Source organism: Scytonema hofmannii PCC 7110, assembly GCF_000346485.2.
GTDB lineage: Bacteria > Cyanobacteriota > Cyanobacteriia > Cyanobacteriales > Nostocaceae > Scytonema > Scytonema hofmannii.
This window is the reverse complement of the sequence record NZ_KQ976354.1, coordinates 4336424-4361015: the sequence shown is the minus strand read 5'-3', so window position 1 is coordinate 4361015 and position 24592 is coordinate 4336424. Positions and strand designations below refer to the sequence as shown.

Annotated in this window: 19 protein-coding genes and 1 tRNA gene; 8 read left to right on the top strand and 12 right to left on the bottom strand. The window is 42.0% G+C overall.

Annotated features, from left to right (window positions below; all coding sequences use genetic code 11):
* Window positions 1-49: 49 nt before the first annotated feature.
* The 3 genes from WA1_RS17900 to WA1_RS17890 all read left to right on the top strand — a co-directional run bounded on the left by WA1_RS17900 (window position 50) and on the right by WA1_RS17890 (window position 3380).
* Window positions 50-799, top strand: a complete 750-nt coding sequence (locus WA1_RS17900) for a DNA-methyltransferase (RefSeq protein WP_017746312.1) — start codon at window positions 50-52, stop codon at window positions 797-799.
* Window positions 800-1334: 535 nt separating this feature from the next.
* A complete protein-coding gene (locus WA1_RS17895) occupies window positions 1335-2018 on the top strand; it encodes a 2OG-Fe dioxygenase family protein (protein WP_017746311.1) in 684 nt (227 codons plus the stop codon).
* 108 nt (window positions 2019-2126) lie between these two features.
* Window positions 2127-3380, top strand: a complete 1254-nt coding sequence (locus WA1_RS17890; RefSeq protein WP_017746310.1) for a cysteine desulfurase-like protein — start codon at window positions 2127-2129, stop codon at window positions 3378-3380.
* A gap of 83 nt (window positions 3381-3463) precedes the next feature.
* Here the strand turns inward: WA1_RS17890 and WA1_RS17885 are convergent, their stop codons facing one another.
* From WA1_RS17885 to WA1_RS17860, 6 genes are all read right to left on the bottom strand, one after another.
* A complete protein-coding gene (locus WA1_RS17885; RefSeq protein WP_017746309.1) occupies window positions 3464-3691 on the bottom strand; it encodes an indolepyruvate ferredoxin oxidoreductase subunit alpha in 228 nt (75 codons plus the stop codon).
* Between the two features lie 77 nt (window positions 3692-3768).
* Complete coding sequence (locus WA1_RS17880; protein WP_017746308.1) at window positions 3769-5019, bottom strand: ATP phosphoribosyltransferase regulatory subunit; 1251 nt, start codon at window positions 5017-5019, stop codon at window positions 3769-3771.
* On the bottom strand, window positions 5019-5975 hold the full coding sequence (locus WA1_RS17875) for a J domain-containing protein (protein ID WP_017746307.1): 957 nt from the start codon (window positions 5973-5975) through the stop codon (window positions 5019-5021). Before WA1_RS17875 ends, WA1_RS17880 begins: the two co-directional genes overlap by 1 nt.
* A gap of 86 nt (window positions 5976-6061) precedes the next feature.
* Window positions 6062-6877 (bottom strand): inositol monophosphatase family protein, encoded by an 816-nt coding sequence (locus WA1_RS17870; RefSeq protein WP_017746306.1) that lies wholly within the window; start codon window positions 6875-6877, stop codon window positions 6062-6064.
* A gap of 155 nt (window positions 6878-7032) precedes the next feature.
* Window positions 7033-7599: a thermonuclease family protein gene (locus WA1_RS17865; RefSeq protein ID WP_017746305.1), complete on the bottom strand. Its 567-nt coding sequence runs from the start codon at window positions 7597-7599 to the stop codon at window positions 7033-7035.
* A complete protein-coding gene (locus tag WA1_RS17860) occupies window positions 7589-7957 on the bottom strand; it encodes a 2Fe-2S iron-sulfur cluster-binding protein (protein ID WP_017746304.1) in 369 nt (122 codons plus the stop codon). The genes WA1_RS17865 and WA1_RS17860 overlap by 11 nt, the downstream gene beginning before the upstream one ends.
* A 93-nt stretch (window positions 7958-8050) precedes the next feature.
* Between WA1_RS17860 and WA1_RS17855 the strand changes: the two genes are divergently transcribed.
* A tRNA-Ser gene (locus tag WA1_RS17855) sits at window positions 8051-8135 on the top strand.
* 476 nt (window positions 8136-8611) lie between these two features.
* Here the strand turns inward: WA1_RS17855 and WA1_RS17850 are convergent.
* The 3 genes from WA1_RS17850 to WA1_RS17840 are packed head-to-tail and all read right to left on the bottom strand — an operon-like array spanning window position 8612 to window position 10869.
* Window positions 8612-8818 carry a hypothetical protein gene (locus tag WA1_RS17850; protein ID WP_017746303.1) on the bottom strand — a complete coding sequence of 69 codons (207 nt, stop codon included), beginning with the start codon at window positions 8816-8818 and terminating at the stop codon, window positions 8612-8614.
* Between the two features lie 4 nt (window positions 8819-8822).
* Window positions 8823-9200: a GIY-YIG nuclease family protein gene (locus WA1_RS17845; RefSeq protein ID WP_017746302.1), complete on the bottom strand. Its 378-nt coding sequence runs from the start codon at window positions 9198-9200 to the stop codon at window positions 8823-8825.
* Between the two features lie 55 nt (window positions 9201-9255).
* On the bottom strand, window positions 9256-10869 hold the full coding sequence (locus WA1_RS17840) for a serine hydrolase (protein ID WP_017746301.1): 1614 nt from the start codon (window positions 10867-10869) through the stop codon (window positions 9256-9258).
* A gap of 164 nt (window positions 10870-11033) precedes the next feature.
* Between WA1_RS17840 and WA1_RS17835 the strand changes: the two genes are divergently transcribed.
* From WA1_RS17835 to WA1_RS17825, 3 genes are all read left to right on the top strand, one after another.
* Window positions 11034-11942, top strand: coding sequence for an isocitrate lyase/PEP mutase family protein (locus WA1_RS17835; protein ID WP_017746300.1), 909 nt, complete (start codon window positions 11034-11036; stop codon window positions 11940-11942).
* Window positions 11943-12129: 187 nt separating this feature from the next.
* Complete coding sequence (locus WA1_RS17830) at window positions 12130-13308, top strand: AbrB family transcriptional regulator (RefSeq protein ID WP_017746299.1); 1179 nt, start codon at window positions 12130-12132, stop codon at window positions 13306-13308.
* A 167-nt stretch (window positions 13309-13475) separates the two neighbouring features.
* A complete protein-coding gene (locus WA1_RS17825) occupies window positions 13476-14786 on the top strand; it encodes a lysozyme (RefSeq protein ID WP_017746298.1) in 1311 nt (436 codons plus the stop codon).
* Between the two features lie 53 nt (window positions 14787-14839).
* On the opposite strand, the gene WA1_RS17820 is transcribed toward WA1_RS17825, so the two are convergent.
* Entirely contained in the window at window positions 14840-15766 is a 927-nt protein-coding gene (locus WA1_RS17820) for a pentapeptide repeat-containing protein (protein ID WP_017746297.1), read from the bottom strand.
* Between the two features lie 583 nt (window positions 15767-16349).
* Between WA1_RS17820 and WA1_RS17815 the strand changes: the two genes are divergently transcribed.
* Window positions 16350-22436 carry a hybrid sensor histidine kinase/response regulator gene (locus WA1_RS17815; protein WP_017746296.1) on the top strand — a complete coding sequence of 2029 codons (6087 nt, stop codon included), beginning with the start codon at window positions 16350-16352 and terminating at the stop codon, window positions 22434-22436.
* A gap of 180 nt (window positions 22437-22616) precedes the next feature.
* Here the strand turns inward: WA1_RS17815 and obgE are convergent, their stop codons facing one another.
* Both obgE and WA1_RS17805 read right to left on the bottom strand, forming a co-directional pair.
* Complete coding sequence (obgE, locus tag WA1_RS17810; protein ID WP_017746295.1) at window positions 22617-23645, bottom strand: GTPase ObgE; 1029 nt, start codon at window positions 23643-23645, stop codon at window positions 22617-22619.
* Window positions 23646-23784: 139 nt separating this feature from the next.
* Entirely contained in the window at window positions 23785-24480 is a 696-nt protein-coding gene (locus WA1_RS17805; protein WP_017746294.1) for a Mo-dependent nitrogenase C-terminal domain-containing protein, read from the bottom strand.
* Window positions 24481-24592 lie beyond the last annotated feature (112 nt).

Below are 24592 nucleotides of genomic sequence, written 5' to 3'. Positions count from 1 at the left end.
TACAAACTGTGCTAAAATCACTTAATAGCAAACAAAACGAATATTTAAATTGCCTGAGCTATCCCAAACCTTTCCTCTTGATAACATTCCCCTGCAAAGCAGTGGTTCGGGAGATATACAGCGACCCAAATCTTGTATAGTGCCACCAGACGCTATCATTTCAGAGTGCTGCAAGCAAGCATTTATAAGCTATAAAACGAGTGCAGAACTTCACCCATTATTGTTACATGGCGATGCTTTCGTGATTCTGCGCGATTTACCAGATGCTTGTATTGACTTTGCCATGACTTCGCCCCCCTATTGGGGAAAACGGGAGTACGAGAACGGCGGCATTGGCTTAGAAGATAATTACCAGGACTACGTAAAACATCTTTCCGCTGTTTTCCTAGAACTAAAGCGTGTTTTGAAACCAGAAGGCTCTTTCTGGCTGAATCTAGGCGACACCTATGACGGCAAAAGCTTGGTTGGCATTCCGTGGCGCGTAGCATTCGATCTGATCGATAAGCAAGGCTGGCTCCTGCGTAATGATGTCATATGGAACAAGCTTAAAGGAGGCATGAGCAACAGCAAAGATCGGCTAGGAAATGTTCATGAGAACGTTTTTCATTTCGTTAAGCAGGCAAAAGGTTACTACTACAATGCTGATGCGATAAGATCTAAACCCCGCGAAGCAAAAGTAGTAAATGGTGTGGTTGTTTCTGCAACCGGTGTTTCTGGTGTTCGTTACAAGAGACAGATTGAATTATCTACTTCCCTCACGCCTACCGAGAAGAAAGCTGCTTTAGAAGCATTAGAATAAAATATAGCAGTTTTACAAAGAACGGTATTAGTTGCAAAATATTTGATTACATTAATATTGTAAAGAACGGTTTTTCTGAGAAGGCTCTCCCTAAAATAAAAGATATATAATTTTACTAAAATTAGCGGGGATCAGAGATTTCACTGAATTTTTCCAAGATAAAGACTTTATGAACATTATTCAGACCGCTATTGCAAGTCAATTTTTTCTTGCCTATAATTAAGGATAAAGGTGTATGAAAAGAGCACCGAAAAAAAGAGGACAAAGAACAAAGTTAAATAAACTTAAACAGTATCTGGATTCAAAAGTTAAGAAACTTTAACTTTATCCAAGTGAAACGACAGTTTGAGCCGTCTAGCCGCCAGTAAAAGTCGAGCATCACTCATAACCATTTGCTCTACGGAAATTTTTTATTGGTAGCGAAAGCGTATGAATTTTGACTGAATTTTTTGACTTTGGGTCTGACTATAGAGCCAACCCTAATTCTTTAAGTGTTAACTTGGCTACTTAAAATTGAGCCAAGAAGGATAATCATATGTTAGAATTAAGAAAAGATGTTTTTGATTGCATCACTAGCTATGCTTTGGAAAGCGTTGCTGCTGTCAACGTGTATAACATAAAGCAGTTTTATAACAATCTGCCTGTAGATCCATATATAAAAGATAATTACCGCTTTAGGCGCTTATCTCATTTCAAGGTTGTAGAAGAGGGTTTAATCAAATTACCTCATAGAGCTTTATATCAGGCAAAAAAATACAATCCTTTGCTAGGTAATGTCGTCAGAGAGTTTGCAGAAATTGAGGATGAACTTATACACATTAAGGACTTTCAAAGAATTATTCTGGAATTTTTTGAGTTCTGCAAAATTTGCTCAACTTATACAGAAGTTGCAGTTCATCAAATTAGAACCGTTGCCTACCCAGAGAAAATGGGAAACCCAGCACCTGAAGGAATTCACAGGGACGGAGTTGATATGATCGGGATTTTTGCTGTGAATAGAGAGGGAATTGAAGGAGGCGAAACTCATCTCTATAAATCTAAGAGCGACAACCCAATTTTTACCAAAATTCTCAATCCTGGAGAATTGCTCGTGTTTAGCGATCGCAACTTATTCCACTTTACGACTACTATCAAAGCACTCTCTGCGGAAAATGGGGTGAGGGATGTGTTTGTGATAACTTGTCCGGGGTTAAATCCTGAGGATAATAAAGGGGGCTAGTAGTCCATCAGATTAATTTTGATAAGTAAGTTTGCTCAGCTCCCCGACTTCTTCAAGAAGTCGGGGAGCTTGCAGCCCCATTAAGCAATAAAAAAGGAGTGTTCGACTATGGTTGACCTAGATTTAAAGTGGATACGCGATCGCTTTCCTGCTCTCTCCCAAGAGATCGATGGTCAACCTGTGATTTTTTTTGATGGACCTGGTGGTACTCAAGTCCCAAGCTCTGTAGTCAATGCGATCGCAGAATACTTGATGAAGTCAAATGCAAACACTCATGGAGCTTTTGTAACAAGTGAGAGGACAGATGCACTTGTGGTATCAGCACGTACAGCAGTCGCCGATCTGTTAGGCTGTGATGCTGACGAAGTCGTCTTTGGTCCTAACATGACCACACTTACTTTTACAATAAGTCGAGCCATTGGTCGAAAACTACAACCCGGTGATGAAATCATCGTTACCAAACTTGACCACTATGCCAATGTCTCTCCTTGGTACGCACTTTCCGAACAAGGTGCTGTTATTCGTACAGTTGATATCAATGTAGAAGACTGTACCCTAGACATGAACCATCTCAAGCAGCAAATCAACGAACGGACGCGACTAATAGCAGTGGGGTATGCATCCAATGCCGTAGGTACAATCAACAACATTGCAGAAGTCGTAAAACTCGCTCGTGCTGTTGGAGCAATGGTTTTTGTAGATGCCGTTCACTACGTACCTCACGGTTTAGTAGACGTGCGATCGCTCGACTGCGACTTTCTCACTTGTTCCGCCTATAAATTCTTTGGGCCCCATGTGGGTGTGATGTATGCGAAACGCGAACATCTGACTCGCCTGCACCCTTACAAAGTACAACCCGCCCCAGAAGAAATTCCCTCACGTTGGGAAACTGGGACTCAAAACTTTGAAGGGCTTGCAGGGATGGTAGCAGCAATTGACTACTTAGCTGAAATAGGTCACCAGGTTTTACCTAGTGTTGAAAATCGGCGACAAGCCCTAGTTGCCGCCATGCTGGGAATTAAGCAGTATGAAAAAGAACTCAGCCACAAGTTGGTTTCAGGGTTGCTACAAACTCCCGGTGTAACTCTCTATGGTATTACCAATCCAACCAACTTTGATTGGCGAACACCAACTTTTGGAATTCGATTAGCTAAACACACTCCTCAGACAGTTGCTAGAGCTTTAGGCGATCGCGGTATTTTTACCTGGAACGGCAACTTTTACGCACTTGGTCTAACTGAGAAATTAGGCGTCGAATCAAGCGGAGGACTTCTGCGGCTTGGGCTAATACACTACAACACTGTTGAAGAAATTCATCGTTTGTTGGCAGTACTTAAGAACAGTACCTTGGCAACTGGATGATTTTGCACAAACTGATGCTACGCAGTCGAAGAATCCCCGCCTTTTGGCGCAGCCAAGGCGGGGTTGTTCAACCGTAGAAATACTTAAGAAGGAGTTTTTTGCAAATCTGGTCGTTCTTCTGGAACAATCGCCCCTTCTACAGGGCAAACTTGAATGCAGATGCCACAATCGATACAAGTGGCATAGTCAATCCAATACCAATCAGTTCCCTTGAGATTCTTGCCAGGACCGGGATGAATGCAAGCTACCGGACAAGCATCTACGCAATCTGCGACGCCTTCACAAACGTCAGTAACAATAGTGTGCGGCATAGTTCCCCTTTATAATTGGATTAAAATTGCTGTATCTAATCCAGTATATCGAGCTAACATTTTATAGAAGACACTGGTCACTGGTCACTGGTCACTGATTCAATCATTGTAGAACCATCAGCTTTGATCCAAGCAATCTGGACAATACTACGATCGCGTGCATATTCTCGAATTTCGTCTGCATTCCGTCCTCCCAAATCTATTTCCACCCTGACTAAATGGGTGGAATCTCGGAGTTTTTTGGCGTAAGAGAAAGCCGCAGTATATGCACTCTTATCTTCTGGTACCACCAACCAATTAATCGGTGGCGTTGTTTGTGGTAATTGACCGCCAGATAGGAGAACTTGTTGTAAATCTTCTAGGAGAAATGCAAAACCAATTCCAGGTATATTTTCTCCTTGTGGATGATAAAGCTCTAAAAGATTATCGTAGCGACCGCCTCGCCCCACAACCCTTGCTTGCCCATCTGTATCGCCAACTACCTCAAATACAATACCTGTGTAGTAATCCAAGGTTTGAATTAAGCTTAGGTCAAGGATGATTTCCATCCCTGTCCCTTGAGAGGAATTCGTATGTATTTTTACTGAATTATATAGTAATTCTACTAATGCTTTCAGGTTATTTACTGCCGCTTGTAAAGGCTCATCTAAACCCAAATTGCTCGCTTTTTGCAAGACATCAGCAGGATTACCTCGCAAATCCAGCATGATTCTGGCACGTTCTTTGAGTTCGTCGGTTAGAGGCAAGGAGTCTATTGTAATGCGATCTAGGTGAGCGATCGCACTCCGTACTTTCCCTTGTAAATTTGGGGGAAAAGCCTTTATGAGCGATCGAGTAATTTCTGCCTCGCCTAGAATTAAGTGCCACCGTTGTAAACCCAGAGCTTCCAAACAATTTGCTAGCAACAGCAAAATATCTGCATCTGCAAGCAATCCTCCGCTTCCAAGTAATTCCACGCCAGCTTGATAAAATTCCTGTTGGCGGTTGTGCTTCAACTCTCGCGTGCGTTGGAAAACATTGGCCTTGTAGTACAGGCGCTGGGGGTAGGTTACACCCGCCATGCGTGTCACAGATGTGCGAGCAATAGAAGCTGTAAGTTCTGGACGCAGCCCCAAATCTTCATCTTCGGCATTTTGCAGTTGAATCACCGTTGAGCGTTGAATTGCTCCCCCCGCCATAAGCGTATCCATACGTTCTAACGTTGAGGTAATAATTTGGTGATACCCCCAACGGTGAAAAACTTGTTGTAGCCTCTCTTCAATCCAGCGTTTTTGAGCCACATCGAGGGGTAATAAATCCCTAGCTCCCGCAGGCGGTTGATACACCATTATTTCTTCTTCCCACCAAACAAACCACCAAACAAACCGCCACCCCCAGATTTATCTGGTTGTTTAGCCCCATGATGAGACGTTGCTGTAGGCTTCGTTCCATGAGTGGGTTTTTGACCAGTCATCTGTTCAATTTTGCGTTTCCCATCCGACGCTGTTTGGTCTTTAGGGTCTAATTGTAGGGCGCGGTCAAAATGAACCTTTGCCATCGTGATTTGATTTTGCTTCAAATACACTAACCCGATCGAGCTATGACAACGACTATTACTTGGCTCTAGCTTTAGGGCATCTTGTAATTCTACCCTAGCTTGTGCCAGTTGATTCTTTGCCATCAATTCTTGAGCGCGACGGATATAATGAGTGGCTGCTGAATCTTCTTTGGGTGGAGAAGGTGGAGGTGGGGGTACAGATGCGTTGTTTGTTGAGGGAGGTGTTTGGGCTTTGGGTGGAGCACTTGGCTGTGAGGCGGCAAATGTTTTACCAGATGTCCGCATTAAGTAAACCAAATTTAACTCGCTCACTAAGCCTATGATCTGTTGTACTTTCTGTAAAGAATCATACTGAGTTTCAGCAATTTTAGCGATCGCATTTTTATAAATTTGTTCAAAATTAGGGGTACTAGCTAGCTGCTTAGCTAAATCTGTTGTGAGTTCCACAGAAGCCGATTCTTGAACCAAGCGCTTACCCATTTGCGACATTACTAAAAGGTACTCTGCTCTATTTTTATCTTGAGAGAGTTTTTCATAAGATGGGTTCACCAGCTTAGACAACAATTCACCAGCGAGATGCTTTTCAGCACTGCTCTGTGCCTCACAGCTATCAGGGTGAAGGCGGCGAGCGATTTTGAGGTAGCGTTTGCGAATATCCTTGACATCCGCGTCAACACTCACACAAAGAATTGCGTGATGATCGATAAAATCATATCTAAAAAGACCGCGTTCTATCTTGAATGACATATATATAACAGGTGCTGTACCAATAGGGTTTATAGGATTTCTCTAGTTTACTTTGCTTCTGAGAAATGGCTATAAAATTAACAAGCTTATCGACTCCACGTAGGTAGCGATGGAACTTGTATAAGTTCTTGACTCAGACTCTCGTGAATATAACTATTAGTGGCAAGAATCCTTCCAGATACTATATCTAAGGGGCTACCGTCATATGCAGTTACCTTCCCCCCAGCTTCTCTTAATAAAATCACACCAGCAGCAATATCCCACGGTGCAATCCCTCGTTCCCAGTAGCCATCGATACGCCCGCAAGCAACGTGAGCCAAATCTAGAGATGCCGAACCACTGCGCCGAACTCCTTGGGTAAGATGGGTCAGGTGACAAAATTCTGCGTAGTTATTGTCTGAAGTTTCACGGCGGTCGTAAGCAAATCCCGTAACTAGCAAACTCTTACTTAATTCCGACGTATTTGAAACTTGAATTGGGCGGCGGTTGCGCGTCGCACCCAAACCCTGCGCCGCACGGAATAATTCATCATGGAAAGGATCGTAAATGACACCAACTTGTGGTATGCCACGAATCAACAGCCCAATAGAAACAGCAAAGAAGGGGTATTGGTGGGCAAAGTTGGTTGTACCGTCTAGAGGATCGATCGCCCAAAGAAATTCATTATCTTGATTGCCCAGTTTTCCGGATTCCTCAGCTAAAATTGAATGCTCTGGAAAGTGACGCCGCACAATATCTAGAATAACAACCTCTGAAGCTTTATCAGCCGCCGTCACTAAATCCCCAGGTCGCCCTTTTTCAACAACAGCATCTTCTATCTTCCCTAAATAACCTTCCAATACTGCACCCGCAGCAAGGGCTGCTTCCGTAGCAATGTCTAAGAAGGTTTGTAAGTTATTCATGCTTTGGTTGTTAGTTGTTAGTGATTAGCGCAATGCCTTGCGCCCGTACATATAGTTAGTTGGTGATTAGTAGGGACGCAATGCCTTGCGCCCGTACAATAGTTAGTTGTTGGTTGTTAACCACTAACCACTCACCACTAACTAATAACTATTCTCTAACGATACTGACGCCGAAATTCACCAGGAGTGAGACGCATGGGTTTTTGCGGGTTCCAAATGCCTTCCCCAATGAGTCTCGCCCATTGTTGAGCACGTTCTAAGCGGCGATCGTATTTATTGTTGGGCGATCGCGGTGCAAACAGCCCGTGTCCTTCTTTCAGTAACTGTTCGTTCAACAAAACCCGATCCTTCCAAGCATAAGCCAAAGTCCTGCCAAAAGAGTCTTTCACTTCCACATCAAACTCCAGCATGACAGATTGTTCGCCTCCAATTAGCGCTTCTAGGCGTTGTTTTGCAGCATCACCCCAAGGACGTTGCTGCAAATCGGGTGCATCGATATTCAGCAACCGTACTTGAGTAATTAAACTCGGTTGTTCGCCTATACCTACCACTTCTATAGTTTGCCCGCTCACAACCTGTGCTACCTTCACCAGCATTCGGTTCGGATCTTCCACCTTTTTTTGTGGTTGACAAGCTACCAGTAGTAATAAACACAGTAAAGTTGTAATTCTAAATACTTTTGCGTCTTTGCGTCTTTGCGTGAGGCTAATTTCACTCTTCATCTAATGGTAAACCCTTCCGAACTCTCCCCCTAGCAAAATAGCGTCCAAACTGTAGTTCATAAACTTCATCTTCGTCCTGTGTTTCTACCTCTAAATCGGAACGGGCGTAACTGACACATAACAGAGCATAACCTTTCTTTCTTAATTCTGGGGACAGCCCAACTGCCTCTGGTTGGTAAATTTCTCCCGACAGTACCCTAACAGCACAAGTGGTACAAGCCCCATTTCGACAAGAAAACGGCAGTTCCACGCCTTGTTTTTCAGCCGTATGCAGGATGTAGCGATCGTCAGGAACTTGCAATATGCGAACAATGCCTTTAGCGCGATCGTGAACTCTTACAGTGTAAGTTTGGGACATCTGAATTTTAGATTTGAGATTTTGGATTATTTTAGAGGAAACCTATTGCTTTTAAATAGACTTGGTTGTACTATTGGGAAATTGTGAAAACTTGGAGAGGTGGCCGAGCGGTTCAAGGCGCAGCACTGGAAATGCTGTTTGGGGCAACTCAACGTGGGTTCGAATCCCACCCTCTCCGTCTCTATAATACGTGGGTTTCAGGAATTTGTGATTCTCCTGTAATAGCTGAAGTGATGGCAATTGGTTGAAGTCTTTTTGCAAAGTATCAAGATATGGTTGCTGCCGTTAATACATAGCAACACAGTCCTCTTGGTTCGACTTCCAACCCACATTCACGCCTATAAATTTTATTTTTGTAAAATTCATTGCTTACTTACCTTACTCATTGTCATATTTTTTCTAAATATTTAGATAATATCTTGCAATGTGACACATCGTGCGTAGACGGATAGTCTATGGACGCTGAAAATCGGTACATGGATGAAGCGAAACAAAAAATTCTTAGTGCTTTAGGTTATCTTGTGAGACTAGCTCAGTCCGATCCACGTAATCTGCTACTACCCGCACAAATTCATAAAATAGACGATTACGTGGATCTTTGGGGTCGCGTAAAAATTTCGCCCTCCACTCAAACGCTGGCAATGCGTTACGGTTTTATTGTCCGCGTCCTGGTTTACAATCTGCAAAACCTAATGCCTCTGTGTCGAGGAAACTGGAGATCGCCATCTCAATAACTGCTTCAACTGGATACTCAATTTCAGTGGCACGAGCAATTAGGGCAGCTTTAATTCGTTCAGGTAAGCGTTCCAAGATGACTTCGGCATCAGAGGAAGAAAGTTGCTCCAAAAGTTTTGCTTGCATAGCTTTACTGTTCGCTTGGGATCTGGACATTATAGGGAGGTTCGGCGCTTCTCAAGATAATAGCTTCTAGCTCTAATAATAGCGCAGGGTTTTCCCAGTAAGAAATTGGCTGCACAGCAATACGAACCTCTTCCGAGTTATATTTGTCGAGCCACGCCCACAAAAAAGCTTTATGCCCACCAATGAAACGACTCCGTAGACTCTTGGTTTTGCCAATGTAAAGCAAACCATCGGTTTTGTGCCTGATTGCATAGATTCCAGGACGAGCAGGAATTTTGCCAAACTCGCGGCTCAAGGGAAGGCATTGCTCAAAGGGAGTGAAGGAGATGGCATCAAGAATTTCCCGAGCCATCTTTTGCAGTTCAGAGTCGTTTATCGGCATGAATTCCCCTTTCCTAACCCCTATTCCCCATTCCTATTCCCTATTCCCTATTTCCTTACATTTGTGGTTGACGTGCAACCATTTGTTCGTAAACAAAACGAGACATTTTTGGATAAATTTGCCAGTCTTTAGCATACATAGAATCGTCAGCACCGATCGCCAAAATATAAATAGTTTTCCCATCCGGTGTTGCTACTAATGCTGCCTCTTGGCGGGTACCACTCGTCCAACCGGCTTTAGAATAAAAATTAACGCCTGCATCTGCTAACGATTGACCTAAAAAACCGACAATCGGGTTAAATCCTTGCTGCTGGTTCTTCCAAACCTCAGGATTCAAATCTCTTTTTAACCAACCACACATTTTTTGGCTAACTTCTGGTGAAATAGCTTGCTGAAGATAACACATTTCATAAATAAGTCTTGCAGAATGAAACGTTGTGATTTCATTGCGAAAAGGATCTTTCGGATTATCAGGATTCTTTCTTATACGTACTTCACTTCCTTTTGGTCCTAACAATTTAAGGGAAGCGATAGGATATGTCTTGTGAGTCAGATTAATACCTTCATAGCCTGCTTGCTCAAAAAAGTGAGTGACCTGCTCGCGTTTCTTCCGCCATATTTCAAATTCTTCAGCGTCAAGCCTGCCTTCAAATTCCGTATCGCTTATTTTATCAACTATAAAACTAGCTGCTTCGTTATCAGACTCCTGAATCATCCTAGCAATATAAGGATAAAAATCTGCTTCATCTGACCAAACACCGTTGGTTATTTGTGCGTAGAGAAACACCATCCAAAACATCTTCGCTACACTAGCAGGATATTTTAATGTCTCTTGCTGGTAACCAGCTATTTCACCAGTTTTGGCATCTATTAAAGTAATTGATAAAGACTTTGTCGGAAAACCTCGATCTGCTGCTAAATTAACAACATTGTTAACAATTGTTTGTAACTCCTGATTCTGCTTAAATTCAGGAGGTGTTCGGAGATTATAAATAACTCCTACATTTTCATGTCCCGGTTGACGGAAGGGAATGGGTCGGGAATCTGTTGCAGACCAGTTAGGGGAGGGCGGTGGGACAAAATATAGAGAAGTAGGTTGCGGAGTTGGCTGTGAGGTTGCTTGTTGTATAGGTTGTTCTTGCACTGGTTTGTGTATCAGAGCATATAACCCTCCCAATAAGGTATACAACCCAAAACCCATGATTGCCAATCCAGTCGCAATCACCGTCAAAGCCACCAATCTTAAAATTAAAAGACTTTTGAGAGAACCTTTATATCGGCGTCTTCTCCTTCTGTAGTTGGAATTTTTGCCTTGTGGATATGGTGGCTGTGGATACGGAACTTCGAGAACTGCGGATCTGCTCCTTTGTCCCCCTTGTCTGTACGCTAAATTGTTTTCCTGTGAATACGGAACTTCAAGCACAGAGGATCTGCTGCTTAACTCCTCTTGCCTGTAGCTTGGAGTTTTAGGGTGTGGCTGTGAAACTCTTCTTCTCAAAGGTGCGGATGGATACCCTTGTCTGTTTTGAGAGTATACTGCCTGTTTGTGAGATTGAACGTTGCTCTGACGTCTGGGGTCAGTTACTTTACGCATACGCCTTACTTCTGCGGGTGGTGCGGCAACTTGTTGGTTGCGTTTATCCCATTTCGTTTTTGTTTGCTGACTCACTAGCTACACCTTGATTTTTATGATTTACAAAGGGGTTAGGGGTTAGAGGTTAGAGGGAAACAGCGATGACAGATAGTGTGATGGATAATACCAGAATTTAGTGAAGATAACACACTTTCTGGTAAAAATTTAGTCATATGCTAAAATATCTCGGCAAACTTTTGATGCTGCCAGGTTGCAACTTTATGCCATTGAGCGCTAAGTACTCATCTTCTACAAATCAACTGCGACAATTACTAGAACGTCCTGAAATCTTGGTGATTCCTGGCGTTTATGATTGTTTGGGAGCAAAGCTTGCCGAACAAGTAGGTTTTGAAGTCTTAGCAACTAGCGGCTTTGGTATTGCAGCTTCTACACTTGGTTTGCCTGACTATGGTTTTCTCACTGCTACCGAAGCCCTATATACCGTGGGACGGATTGCTCAGTCAGTCACTATTCCTCTGATTGCTGATATGGATACTGGCTATGGCAACGCTTTAAACGTTATTAGGACAGTCAAAGATGCCGTACAACAGGGAATTGCTGGAGTGATTTTGGAAGATCAAGAGTGGCCCAAAAAATGCGGTCACTTTGAGGGAAAGCGTGTTGTTCCCATGAATGAACACGCAGGGAAAATTCAAGCAGCAGTTCAAGCACGTGGCGACAGTGGATTGGTTATTATTGCTCGTACTGATGCTCGCGCCCCTCTGGGTTTGGAGGAGGCAATTCATCGAGGTCGTGCTTATATTGATGCTGGGGCAGATGCATTGTTTGTAGAAGCACCTCAATCTGTTGAGGAACTGCAAAGCATAGCTTCAGCTTTTCCTGGTGTGCCATTGGTCGCAAATATTTTAGAAGGTGGCAAAACTCCTCAGCTTTCTGCTTCTGAGTTACAGCAAATGGGCTTTAAGATTGTGTTTTTTCCTGTTTCTGCTTTACTGGCAGTCACAAAAGTTATGACCGCTTGTTTTCATCAGTTAAAAGAACAGGGTACTACTGCTAATTTTCAAGACATGGTTAGCTTCAAAGATTTTCAAGAACTTATTGGTATCCCTAAATACCGTCAACTGGAACAGCAGTTTTTGGGGGAGTAGGGAGTGGGGAGTAGGGAGTAGAGAGTAGAGAGTTGGGGACAAAGGAGCAAGAGCAATCCAAAATCCAAAATCCCTATTCTCCAATCCCCACTCCCCACTCCCTACTCCCCACTCCCCAATAAAAAGAGTTGCGATCGCGCTAGTTTGGGTAAATAGTTTGTTATTTTAATTTAAAAAACGTAAATAAATGAATCAAAGTTTAACTGTAGCCGATCGCCAGCAAATTAGTTCTGAAACACAAAGCGTTCTTACCAAACAGCAAATACCTGGGAAGCAACTCATCATTCTGGTTTTGGAAATGCTTTTGGCATTACCCCTTGGTATACTCTTGGCAAAATTCCACATTGGTGGAGTCGCCTGGATTTTTGGCGGCATCATCTCTGGGGCTATAGTACTTCAGACAGATCGCATTCTTTATAAGAATACCCCAAAACCCAACAGGGTAGCTAGAAAGACTGGGATGGCACTTGTAGGGCTAAACGTTGGCTTTTCTATCTCTCACGGTCATTTAACCAATGTTGTCTCTAGTATTCCCGTGTTTGCTTTTCTTACCTTTTTCTTGCTGTTCTGTGGTATATTTATTGGTTATGTCTATTCTCGTTTAAGTAAAACAAATTTATTAACAGCGCTATTAGCTACAGTACCAGGTGGTGTTGGTATGATGTCAGCGATCGCAGCAGACTATAACCGCAACGTTCCTCTGGTGGCAATGGTTCAAGCAATTCGCGTGACTACCGTAGTTTTTTTGCTCCCCTTAATTGCCAGGATATTATCTGGAAATCAAATCTCTTCACAAACATTTCCGGTTTCTGCGACTTTGCTCAACCTTGAACCATCACAATTAGGATTATTATTAGCATCCCTCTTGTTTGGCATTTTGGGAGTTTATATTGCCATCTTATGCAAAATGCCTGCAGGTGAATTTTTTGGTGCAATAGTAGCTGGGGTAGCCTTTAATCCAATCCTTACATTATTTGGGAGTAGTATCGATTACGCTTTACCACCAATGGTAAATATAGTAGGACAAATGCTGTTAGGAATTACTATTGGTGAGTACTGGGGTGACAAACCAACGTTAGGCAAAAAGACTATAGCTTATGCCTTTGTGTCTGTAGCAATGACCTTACTAACTGGCATTGCAGCCACCATTCTTGCCATGCAGTTAACTTCTTGGGATTGGTTGACTTGTCTTTTAGTAACTGCACCTGGTGGTTCGGCAGAAATGATTCTAGTTGCCTTAGCTCTACATCATAATGTCGAAATTGTCACTGGAGGTCATCTGGTACGATTGGTTGCAATTAACAGTTCCCTTCCCGTCTGGCTTTATCTGTTTGAACGGCTTGATAATAAATTAGTTAGTGGTTAGTGGTTAGTGGTTAGTTGTTAGTGGTCACTGGTCACTGGTCACTGGTCACTGTTCACTGGTCACTTCCTCATAAAATCCTTATGTAAAATTCCCGATACCTACGGATGTCAAACAATACCGCAATTCATGATGCTAGAAATAATATTGCATCAGGGTAACAAGACAACATGGATTTAGCGACCTACTCTACTAATTTAAAGCTCACCCAACTCCCCAAAGAACTGATAACAGAAGTGCAGCAATGTTTGAGTGATGGAGGTTACAAAGTCACCATCAATGGCATTGCTGACGCAGTCACAAAGCAGGCGTTCGCTGACTTTAAGAAAGCATCGTACTTGCAAGACCCTGAATACCTCGGACCGAGCACAGCCACAGCATTACTGAAACTCCAGAAAACCAGCACCGCCCCCCAACCCTTATCAGGATTAAACTACTTGAGATTAACCCGAACTCAGGCGAAAGACCAGTTTGGCTGCCAAGTCCTCAAACTCCAGTACTTTCAAAATGGTCAAGTAGTTGATGAAATAAATATGCGTTCTGGTGCGCCTTCCAAGCAGTACTTTCGTAAGGGAGTAGACAGCATTTCAGGTAGCGGAGAACCCCTACCTGAAGGACGTTGGAGAATAGAAAATCTTTTTTGGGCAGGTGGTAAAGATAACTGGAATGCCAGTCACGGCGAGGGTATTGGCCCCGTTAGCGTTCCTTTAACTTATGATGAACCCGGTACCACAGAACGATCTGAAATCGTTATCCATAACGACCATAATGCCAACCAGGGAAACCCAGGTTCTGTTGGATGTCCGGTCACTTACGAGTTGGGCGACATGAAAAAGGTCGTTGCATGGTTGCGCGACACTGACCCAAGATACTTATATGTAGATTGGAACCTTGGTAGTTGTCCCTCCGTGTACGCAGTCCTTCCAGTCTCAAACAAACTCCCTCGCGCAGGAGTAGAACTTATAAAAAAGTTTGAAAGCTGCTTCCTTGAGGCATATCCCGATCCACTCTCAGGCAATGAACCCATCACAATTGGCTGGGGATGCACCATCAAAGAAGACGGCTCGAAGTGGCAACTTGGCGATCGCATCATTCAAGAGCGAGCAGACAAATTATTGATCGATCAGTTAAGCGATCGGTACATGAGAGACTTAGAACAAAGCGTTCCTTTTTGGGAACAGATGACTGAAAACCAAAAAGGAGCATTGCTCTGCTTTGGTTATAACTTGGGTAGCAAATTTATGACCGAGGGCGATTTTGATTCTATTCGTCGCATCCTCAAAAACAAGCAGTGGGAAAAACTGCCCGAAATCTTATCCCTTTATCGCAATCCTGGAACCCGTGTAGAACTGGGTCTAAAGCGTCGCCGATATGCAGAAGGGTTAGTTTGGCAGGGAGTCAGCGTAGAAGAAGCTTACCGCAAAGCAATGACGATCGCCCAAATTAGCGATCGCGTTTCTTTGGCAATGATGAGACCATAGCAAGTAGAGACGTGCCATGGCGCGTCTCTACATTTTTGATAGTCTAGAATTTCTCAGGATTTGTAAACCAGCTTGGAAAACTCTCCCGACTTGAAGTTCCCACTACTAGGAAGACGTTGTGTTTGATTCTGGTAAAGGTAAATATAGTTACAAATTACATTAGTAAGGTTTGTAGTGCTGTTAATATTCCAGTCTTCTATACAAGCTCCTGTAAAAATTGCTGCAGTGAAATTTGTTCCTAATGCTTGGATTCTAGTGAGGTCTGCCTTACCAAGGTCTGCTCCACTCAGATTAGCCCCACTCAGGTTAGCCCCACTCAGATCTGCCCGAGTGAGGTCTGCCCCACTTAGATTAGCCCCACTCAAATCGGCCCTAATCAGGTCTGCGCTTCTGAGGTTTTTTCCACTCAGGTTAGCCCCATTCAGGTTAGCCCCACTCAGGTCTACCCCACTCAGGTTAGCCCGACTCAAGTCTGTCCAACTAAGGTCTGTCCCACTCAAGTCTGTCCAACTAAGGTCTGTCCCACTCAGGTTAGCCCCACTCAGGTTAGCCCCACTTAGGTTTGCTCTTCTGAGGTTTTGTCCACTGAGGTCTGCCTCTCTGAGGTCTGCTCTTCTGAGGATTTGTCCACTGAGGTCTGCTCTCCTAAGGTTTTGTCCACTGAGGTTTGCCCCGCTGAGTTTTGCCCCACTGAGGTCGGCCCATCTGAGTTTTGCCCCACTGAAGTCTGCCCCACTGAGGTCTGCTTCTGTGAGGTTTGCTTCTGTAAGGTTAACTTCTCGGAGGTCTGCCCTTCTGAGGTCAGCCCCACTTAGGTTTGCTCTTCTGAGGTCAGCCCCACTTAGGTTTGCTCTTCTGAGGCTTTGTCCACTGAGGTCTGCTCTACTGAGGTTTGGTTTTACTGTAGGATTTTCCTGCAGCCACTTATTCCAAACTTCTACTCCTTGCTTGAGCATTGCAAGATATCGTTCATTAGTCATCTAAATTTATTTAGAAAAGATGATAATCAGCACAACTAAATTAGTATATTCCTTATTGAAGTGCCGAGTATTATTTTCACTAGGAAAAAAACTGTCCTACTTTGTTACGCTTCAGTTGCAATGATATTGGAGTCGGTACATATAGAAATTTCATGTTTTCTCCTTTCCTGTTTGAATCACGGGCAGTCGTTTTTTCTTTATCCAGGAGAAAATGGGCGGTAGATGCAGTTAACTACTTATGCCCAAAAAGAAATCACGTAGTACTCTCAAATTTTTCCGCCATTTTGGAAAGGTTATCATCATCTAGAGCTAGCTCGTGTGACTAAAATCACACGAGCTAGGGACTGACATCACTTAACTTAAGTCAAAAATGTTGTAATTCTGCTCCTTTAAGGGACTTCCAGGAAATAAATTATCTATCTTGTGGGAGATTTTTTTATTTAGAAGCCCCTAAAATAAAGTTACTTTACTAAATTGACAGAACTCGTCAATTTAGGGACTGCAAAAGTTTGCTGACCTCCGATAAGATTTTTTTGTGAGAAAGCATTGTCTGATATTCACTTGCACAAGTCAGGAAGAAAAAATGAATCTCACTATTGCTGAATGCCAATTTATGGAAGTCCTTTATGAAGATACCAATACCTTGGTTTATCGTGCTTTAAGGAAAACAGCGCCAACTTCAGTGATGATTAAAACTCTCAAAGCGGTGTATCCAACCATAGAACAACTCGCTCAATTAAGACACGAATATAAAATCCTCCAACACCTCGATATACATGGAATTGTTAAACCCTTGGCTGAGGTCAATCACAAAAATGGTCTGGCACTCATTTTGTCAGATTTTGGGGGAGAACCTTTAAAAAAAATTATTAAGATAAAAAACATTGAGCTAAGTAGTTTTTTGCAAATTGCAATTCAATTAGCATCAACTCTGGCTCAGCTACATCAAAATAATATTCTTCACAAAAATATTCAACCCTATAATATTCTCATTAATATAAAAACAGGTCAAGTTCAAATTATAGATTTTAGTATTTCATCTTTCCTATCAACAGAAAATTTGACTATCAGCAATTCTCATCTGCTGGAAGGCACTCTGGCTTATATGTCACCAGAACAAACTGGAAGGATGAACCGCTCCATTGACTATCGAACTGACTTTTACTCTCTAGGTGTCACTTTCTATGAATTATTAACAGGACAACTACCATTCCAAGCTAAAGATCCTTTGGAATTAGTTCATTGCCATATTGCTAGAACGCCAATACCTATTTGCAAAATGAATCCAGAGATTCCCCAAGCAATTTCTGATATTGTCATGAAGTTATTAGCTAAGACTGCTGAAGAGAGATATCAAAGTGCTTTGGGACTAAAAGCTGACTTAGAACAATGTTTGAGAAAATTACAAGCAACAGGGAAAATTGAAGAGTTTATTATCGCTCAGCTTGATTTACATAGTCAATTTCTGATTTCTCAAAAACTTTATGGTCGCGAACAAGAAGTTGCTACTTTAATAGATGCTTTTAAGCGAGTCAGCGTTGGTGCAACTGAAATGATGTTAGTCAGCGGTTATTCAGGAATTGGCAAAACTTCTTTAGTGAATGAAGTTCATCAAGCAATTGTCTGCCAACGAGGATATTTTATTTCTGGTAAGTTTGACCAATTCAAGCGAAATATTCCTTATATTTCGTTGACTCAAGCTTTTCAAGAACTCATGCGACAAATTTTAACAGAAAGTTATGAAAAAATAGCTATTTGGAGAGCGAAAATTTTAAATGCTCTTGGTTCTAACGGTCAGATTATTATTGATGTCATTCCCGAAATAGAATGGATTATTGGTTGTCAGCCAGAGGTTCCTCAATTAGGACTAACCGAATCAGAACACCGATTTAATAGGGTATTTCAACAATTCATTCATGTTTTTTGTCAAAGGGATCATCCACTAGTGCTGTTTTTGGATGACTTACAATGGGCAGATCTAGCTTCTTTAAAGTTAATTCAGATGCTAATAAGCAACTTAGATAGCCAATATCTCTTACTGATTGGAGCCTATCGAGATAATGAAGTTCATGAAGCGCATCCTTTGATATTAACTTTAGAGGGAATTCAATCCCGTGGTGTAGTCGTCAACAATATTGTCCTTCAGCCTTTGCTGATTTCTCATGTCAAACACTTAATCAGCGAAACTCTCCGCACTGACCAGGAAAAATCACAACCACTAGCTGAGTTATTGTTTAAAAAAACTCAGGGAAATCCCTTCTTTTTAATTCATTTGCTCAAATCCCTATATCATGAAAATCTGTTGACGTTTAACTTTAGTGAAGGCTGTTGGCAATGGGATATCGAGCAGCTTAAAGACATTGATATCACAGATAATGTCGTTGATTTGATGGTCAATCAGATTCAAAAACTGTCATCAACAACCCAGAATGTCTTAAAGTTAGCTGCTTGTATTGGGGATAAGTTTACTCTAGAGATTCTGAGTATTGTTAATCAAAAATCTTTGTCAGAAACAGCAAAAGATTTATGGGAATCTCTACAGGCGGGTTTAGTTTTGCCCTTAAGTCAATCCTATAAAATCCCCCTTGTCTTTGATTCGGAAAGAATAGGGGCTGGAGACTGGGGACTGGGGATAGGGCAAGAATCTTCCGAATCACCAATGACTAATCCCGAATTCCCAATCGCCTACAAGTTTTTACACGATCGCGTCCAACAAGCAGCTTATTCTCTGATTGCTGATTCACATAAAAAGGAAACTCACTTAAAAATTGGTGAATTGCTACTACAAAATACTACGCTTGAAGAACGAAGAGAACATATCTTTGCTTTAGTCAATCAACTTAATTACGGTACTGACTTACTGACCTTAGAGCCACAAAAATATGAACTAGCCGAACTTAATCTTATAGCCGGTCAGAAAGCGAAAACAGCGACGGCTTATGACTCAGCTATCCGTTATTTAAAGATGGGGTTGGGGTTATTGCCTGCTTCTAGTTGGCAGCAACGATATAAACTAGCATTGAGTTTATATCAAGAAGCAGCAGAAGCGGCATTTCTTGGTGGTGATTTTGAGTACATGGAGCAATTGACTGAGGTGGTGCTGCAACAAGCTAAAACACAACTGGACAAAGTGAAAGTTTATGAGTTACAAATCAAAGCTTGTGCAGTACAAAGAAAACTCCTGGAAGCGGTGAAGATAGGTCTCCAATCTTTGGAAAACCTGGGAGTAAAACTAACTGAATCACCTACTCCAATGGACATTCAGCAAGCGTTCGAGGAAATAGCAACGTCTTTGGCTGATAGAGAAATAGAAGATTTAATTAATTTGCCGTCCATGAGAGATGCAAATAAGCTAGCAGCCTTTCGACTCATAGCAAGTTTAGTTCCTGCTGCCTATCAATTTGCACCTGCATTATTTATTTTGATGGCTTGCAAGCAAGTAAAGTTATCTATTCAAAATGGAAATACTCCTTTATCAGCTAGTGGGTTTGCCGATTACGGAGTGGTTTTCAGTGGCTTATTACAAGATATTGATACTGCTTATAAATTTGGTCAACTAGCATTAGCTCTGTTAAAAAAATTAGAGCCTTGCGAGGTAAGAAGTCAAATCTTATTTAAAGTTTCAACGTTCATACTTCCTTGGAAACATCATGTTAGGAAAACCTTACCACTGCTAGAAGATGCTTACTCTAGTGGATTGGAATATGGAGATTTGATACATAGTGGATATTCGGCAAGTAATTATTGCCAATATTCATATTGGAGTGGTTCGGAGTTAAAAAGCCTCGAACAGGACATGGCTAGATATGGTCAAGCGATCGCTCTAGTTAATCAAGAATCTGCCTTAAAGTTACATCAAATGTTTCATCAAGCAGTTTTAAACTTAATAGGATTGACTGAAAATCCTTGCCATTTAATTGGTGATGCTTACAATGAAGACCAATTTTTACCACTTCACATTCAATTTAACGAGCGCACGTTAGTTCACCATGTGTTGCTCAATAAATTAATTCTCTGTTATTTACTTGGAGAATTTTCTCAAGCTGTAGAAAATGCCATCAAAGCCGAACAGTATTTAGATGGAGTTATAGGATGGTTAATTGTGCCAATGTTCCATTTCTACGATTCTTTAGCACAACTCGCCGTATATCCATCAGTATCGCATTCACAACAAGAACAGCTTTTGAGTAGGGTAATAAATAACCAGGAAAAAATGCAGAAATGGGCAACCTATGCTCCAATGAACTTTCAGCATAAGTACGAGCTCGTGGAGGCAGAAAAAGCAAGGGTTTTGGGTCAATATTGGCAAGCGACAGAGTTTTATGACCGAGCCATTACTGGGGCTAAGGAACAGGGATATATTCAGGAAGAAGCACTCTCTAATGAACTGGCAGCAAAATTTTATTTTGAGTGTGGAAGAGAAAAAGTAGCACAGACCTATCTAACTGATGCTTATTATGGATATATGTGTTGGGGAGCAACGGCAAAAGTTAGAGATTTAGAAGCAAAATATCCTCAGATTTTATCTCAGATTTCAAAGCAAAAAAACAGAATTCTAGAGGTCGAACGGACAATTAATTCTACAACTACCAGCAGTCAAGGAGCTTTCGATTTAGCCGCAGTCATGAAAGCATCTCTTGCTCTTTCCAGCGAGATTGTCTTAGATAAGCTGCTTGCTAAGTTGATGCAAATCGTTATTGAAAATGCTGGTGCAGAAACAGGCTTTTTTATTTTAGAAAAAGCAGGGCACTTATTTATAGAAGCTTCGAGAAGAGGCGGTCAAGATGAGATAGCGTTGCAGCAATCAATACCTGTAAATTCCAGTCAGCAGCTACCAATATCTGTCATCAATTACGTGCATCGAACTCATGAGAATGTTGTTTTAAATGATGCCACCCTTGAAAAAGTCTTTGCAACGGATCGTTACATCATCATCTACCAACCAAAATCCATTTTATGTACGCCAATTGTTAATCAAGGTAAACTCATTGGCATTCTTTATTTAGAAAATAACTTGACCACTGGAGCATTTACACCAGAGCGTTTGGAAGTTTTACAACTTTTATCCTCTCAAGCAGCAATCTCAATTGAAAATGCGCGTCTTTATAACGATTTAGAGGATTCCAACCGAACTCTAGAAGCAAAAGTACAAGAGCGCACGTTGGAGCTACAAGCTAAAAATTTGCAACTCCAACAAGAAATTCGCGAACGTCAACGAGCAGAAGAAGTAGCTGCAGCCGCTAACCAAGCCAAAAGCGAATTTCTAGCGAACATGAGCCATGAACTCCGCACCCCACTCAATGGTATATTAGGTTACGCTCAGATCTTTCAGAAAGATAAAACTTTAACAGATAAGCAAAAAAAGGGTATAAACATTATCCATCAATGTGGCGAACACCTACTGACACTCATTAGTGATATTTTAGATCTCTCCAAAATTGAAGCGCGGGAAATGGAACTTTATCCCAAAGAGTTTAATTTTCCAGAATTCCTTGAAAGTATTATTCAACTTTACCGCCTCCGTACCGAACAAAAGGAAATTTCATTAATTTACCAAACGCCTTCTCCCCTACCAGAAGTTATTCGAGCCGATGAAAAACGATTGCGTCAGGTTTTGATGAATTTGCTTAGCAATGCTGTTAAGTTTACAGAAAAAGGTAGTATAACTTTCACAGTGGAGGAAATAGGGAATAGAGAATGGGGAATAGGGCAATTAACCATTCCCAATGTCCAATGCTCAATCCCTAAAATTCGCTTTCAAGTCGAAGACACAGGTATTGGCATTCCACCAGAGCAATTAGAAGAAATATTTTTGCCATTTAAGCAGGTAGGTGAGGATAGTCGCAAGACTGAAGGAACGGGCTTGGGTTTGGCAATCAGCCGTCAATTGGTTCAAATGATGGGTGGTGAACTGAAGGTAAAAAGTACCTTAGGTAAAGGCAGTGTTTTTTGGCTTGATTTGGAGATACCTGAAGTTATCCTTCAATCTGGTGTCAAAAGTTTCCAGAAGCTCAATATTGTTGGTTTTTTAGGCTCTAAACGAAAAGTGTTGGTTGTAGATGATAAATGGGCAAATCGCTCTGTTTTGGTGAATTTACTACAACCTTTAGGGTTTGAAGTTGCAGAAGCAACAAATGGTTTAGATGGTATTAATAAAGCACGGGAATTTGAGCCAGATCTCATTTTTATGGACTTAGTTATGACTGTGATGGATGGCTTTGAAGCTACCCGTCGCCTCAAGATGTTACCAAACTTTAAACATATGGTGGTGATAGCTGTATCGGCTAGCGTTTTTGAATTCGATCGACAGCAAAGTCAAGAAGTTGGTTGCGATGATTTTCTTCCCAAACCGATTAACAAAGCTGAGCTTTTAGAAAAATTACGGATTCACTTGGCGTTGGAATGGGTTTATGAAGAAATTGGTAACAATGTAAAACTGCCTACTCCTCATTCCCCGATAGCTGTTACCTACTCCCTTGTACCTCCACCAGCAGAAGAACTGGCAATTTTGCTGGATTTAGCAATGAGAGGCGATCTCAAAAACATTGCTAAACGAGCCGCAGAATTAGAGAAATTGGATGAACAATTCGTACCTTTTGCTACCCATTTGCGCCAACTTGTTGAAGCTTTTAAAAGCAAACAAATACTCGAATTTCTGAAAAAATATTAAGTAGCCATCAATGCACTGCGTACCAGGACATATAAAAATGAGCAAGGGGCAATAAATTATTTCTTACTATGCCCAATGCCCTATTTTCAAGTCAGCTAATGATGAGAAAATCCCACAACCAAGCATGAAAATTCCTTCTCCCCTACTCCCTACTCCCCACTCCCTTTTTCAATCTAGAGCTTAAACAGACATTTCCTCTACCTCCACAGCATTAATCTGGTCAAGAATTGACCAAACCTGCTGTAACAAAGGTTGCAATCCAACTCCAGTTACGGCTGAAATGAGGAAGACAGGAGAATGAGACAGGTGATTGAGTTGCTCGGCTAGAGCATCCAAATCCTTTGTTTCTCTATCAACAGCATCAATTTTATTGAGCGCTAAAACTTGCGGGCGTTCTGTTAAACCCCTTCCGTAGGCTTGTAACTCTTGCTGAATTATATTGTAGTCCGCGATCGCATCATCACTTGTGGCGTCAATTAGATGTAGCAGTATGCGAGTACGTTCGATGTGACGCAAAAAATCGTGTCCAAGCCCCGCACCTTGAGATGCACCCTCAATTAACCCTGGGATATCCGCAAAAACCGTGCCATCACCAGTAGGTTTTCGCACAACTCCCAAATTCGGCACTAAGGTTGTGAAGGGATAATCAGCAATTTTAGGACGTGCTGCTGATAAAGCTGAAATCAAAGTTGATTTTCCAGCATTTGGCAATCCAATAATGCCTACCTCTGCCAAAAGTTTCAACTCTAAACGGAGTAACTTTGTTTCCCCTGGTAACCCAGGGAGAGCATATTCCGGGGCGCGATTGCGGTTGCTTAAAAAATGTTGGTTTCCCAATCCGCCTTTACCGCCTGCTGCAATTACTAAACATTGCCCTGGTTGGACTAAATCCCCCAGTATTTCATCAGTTTCTGCCTCATAGATAATAGTTCCTACCGGAAGTTCAATTGTTAAATCTTTTCCATTGGCTCCTGTTCGGTTATTTGGTCCTCCACGAGAACCATTTTCTGCTTTAAAACGGTGCTCGTATCGAAAGTCCAACAAAGTTTGCAGGTTTTCCACAGCAACTAAATATATCGAACCGCCTTTTCCCCCATTACCACCAGAGGGACCGCCTGCGGGTACATACTTTTCTCTTCGGAAGGCGACTATACCATCCCCTCCCTTCCCTGCTTCTACTTCAATTTCTGCTTGATCGATAAATTTCATAATTAGTTAGTTGATAGTTGATAGTTGATAGTTGATAGTTGATAGTTGTTAGTTGTTAGTTGTTAATGGTCACTGCTCACTGCTCACTGCTCACTGGTTAGTGGTTAATAGCTACTAACCACTAACTACTAACCATTAACTAAATATATGGTGAAACATCTTCACCGCAGTCATCTGCAAGATAGGAGAGAGCACGGAAACGTAAGCCTACTAGTTGCTCGTAAAGTGGATTAAGTTTACACAACGGTGGAATGTGAACCATCTTACGTCCAAAAAGAGTCACATCCCGCTCAAAAGGGCATTGTGATGGTATCATTTTACATAGAAAACGAGCAACTCTTGGGTCTTGAATATCTAACTTGTCTAGCCATTCGCGCAGAGGATGGAGTGCGTCAACTTGGTGTTTTGTAAGTGCGGGTTGTAGAGAAACTGGAGTCGTTGGGGTAGTTGCTGACACCTGGTAAGAGTGTTCCAAAGTGTGACGCAGTGCTTCTAACATATCTTCTGGCTCTTCCAGAACTTTGCAGAACTGGTGCAAAATGTAGTCTTCGCTGGAAGAATATGTTCCATCTGCGATCGCGACCATAACAGCTGTGCGGAGAAAGTTTTCTGCGGCTGGAGTTCCTTTCCCCAGAATTGTGGATAATTCTTCTGGTTCTATGGGATCGTAGGATTCTACCTTAATACTAGGAGCGAGTTCATCCTTAGTGATGTTAGCAATTAGTTCTTGTTCTTGAGCGTCAAAGTCCCCATCTGCCCAAGCGATAGTTAGCAAGCCACGCAGCCAAGCGGCTATCTGTTCGTTGGTGTATGGAGATTTTACAGCATTTGTCATAAACTCAAACCCTCAAGCAATTCTGAGTTGATCGTAACTTGAGGAGTATGGGAGTAGGGGGTGGGGGAGTCTTGCAGTTAAATTCATTTTAAAGATTATTGAAATTAATTAA

Coding starts and splice junctions, on each gene's coding strand:
- WA1_RS17865 (WP_017746305.1), bottom strand. CDS start 7,599: ATGAAGAGTGAAATTAGCCTCACGCAAAGACGCAAAGACGCAAAAGTA.
- WA1_RS17885 (WP_017746309.1), bottom strand. CDS start 3,691: ATGCCGCACACTATTGTTACTGACGTTTGTGAAGGCGTCGCAGATTGC.
- WA1_RS17845 (WP_017746302.1), bottom strand. CDS start 9,200: ATGCCGATAAACGACTCTGAACTGCAAAAGATGGCTCGGGAAATTCTT.
- WA1_RS17835 (WP_017746300.1), top strand. CDS start 11,034: ATGCTGCCAGGTTGCAACTTTATGCCATTGAGCGCTAAGTACTCATCT.
- WA1_RS17890 (WP_017746310.1), top strand. CDS start 2,127: ATGGTTGACCTAGATTTAAAGTGGATACGCGATCGCTTTCCTGCTCTC.
- WA1_RS17875 (WP_017746307.1), bottom strand. CDS start 5,975: ATGTCATTCAAGATAGAACGCGGTCTTTTTAGATATGATTTTATCGAT.
- WA1_RS17880 (WP_017746308.1), bottom strand. CDS start 5,019: ATGGTGTATCAACCGCCTGCGGGAGCTAGGGATTTATTACCCCTCGAT.
- obgE (WP_017746295.1), bottom strand. CDS start 23,645: ATGAAATTTATCGATCAAGCAGAAATTGAAGTAGAAGCAGGGAAGGGA.
- WA1_RS17815 (WP_017746296.1), top strand. CDS start 16,350: ATGAATCTCACTATTGCTGAATGCCAATTTATGGAAGTCCTTTATGAA.
- WA1_RS17895 (WP_017746311.1), top strand. CDS start 1,335: ATGTTAGAATTAAGAAAAGATGTTTTTGATTGCATCACTAGCTATGCT.
- WA1_RS17825 (WP_017746298.1), top strand. CDS start 13,476: ATGGATTTAGCGACCTACTCTACTAATTTAAAGCTCACCCAACTCCCC.
- WA1_RS17860 (WP_017746304.1), bottom strand. CDS start 7,957: ATGTCCCAAACTTACACTGTAAGAGTTCACGATCGCGCTAAAGGCATT.
- WA1_RS17805 (WP_017746294.1), bottom strand. CDS start 24,480: ATGACAAATGCTGTAAAATCTCCATACACCAACGAACAGATAGCCGCT.
- WA1_RS17870 (WP_017746306.1), bottom strand. CDS start 6,877: ATGAATAACTTACAAACCTTCTTAGACATTGCTACGGAAGCAGCCCTT.
- WA1_RS17850 (WP_017746303.1), bottom strand. CDS start 8,818: ATGCAAGCAAAACTTTTGGAGCAACTTTCTTCCTCTGATGCCGAAGTC.
- WA1_RS17820 (WP_017746297.1), bottom strand. CDS start 15,766: ATGACTAATGAACGATATCTTGCAATGCTCAAGCAAGGAGTAGAAGTT.
- WA1_RS17830 (WP_017746299.1), top strand. CDS start 12,130: ATGAATCAAAGTTTAACTGTAGCCGATCGCCAGCAAATTAGTTCTGAA.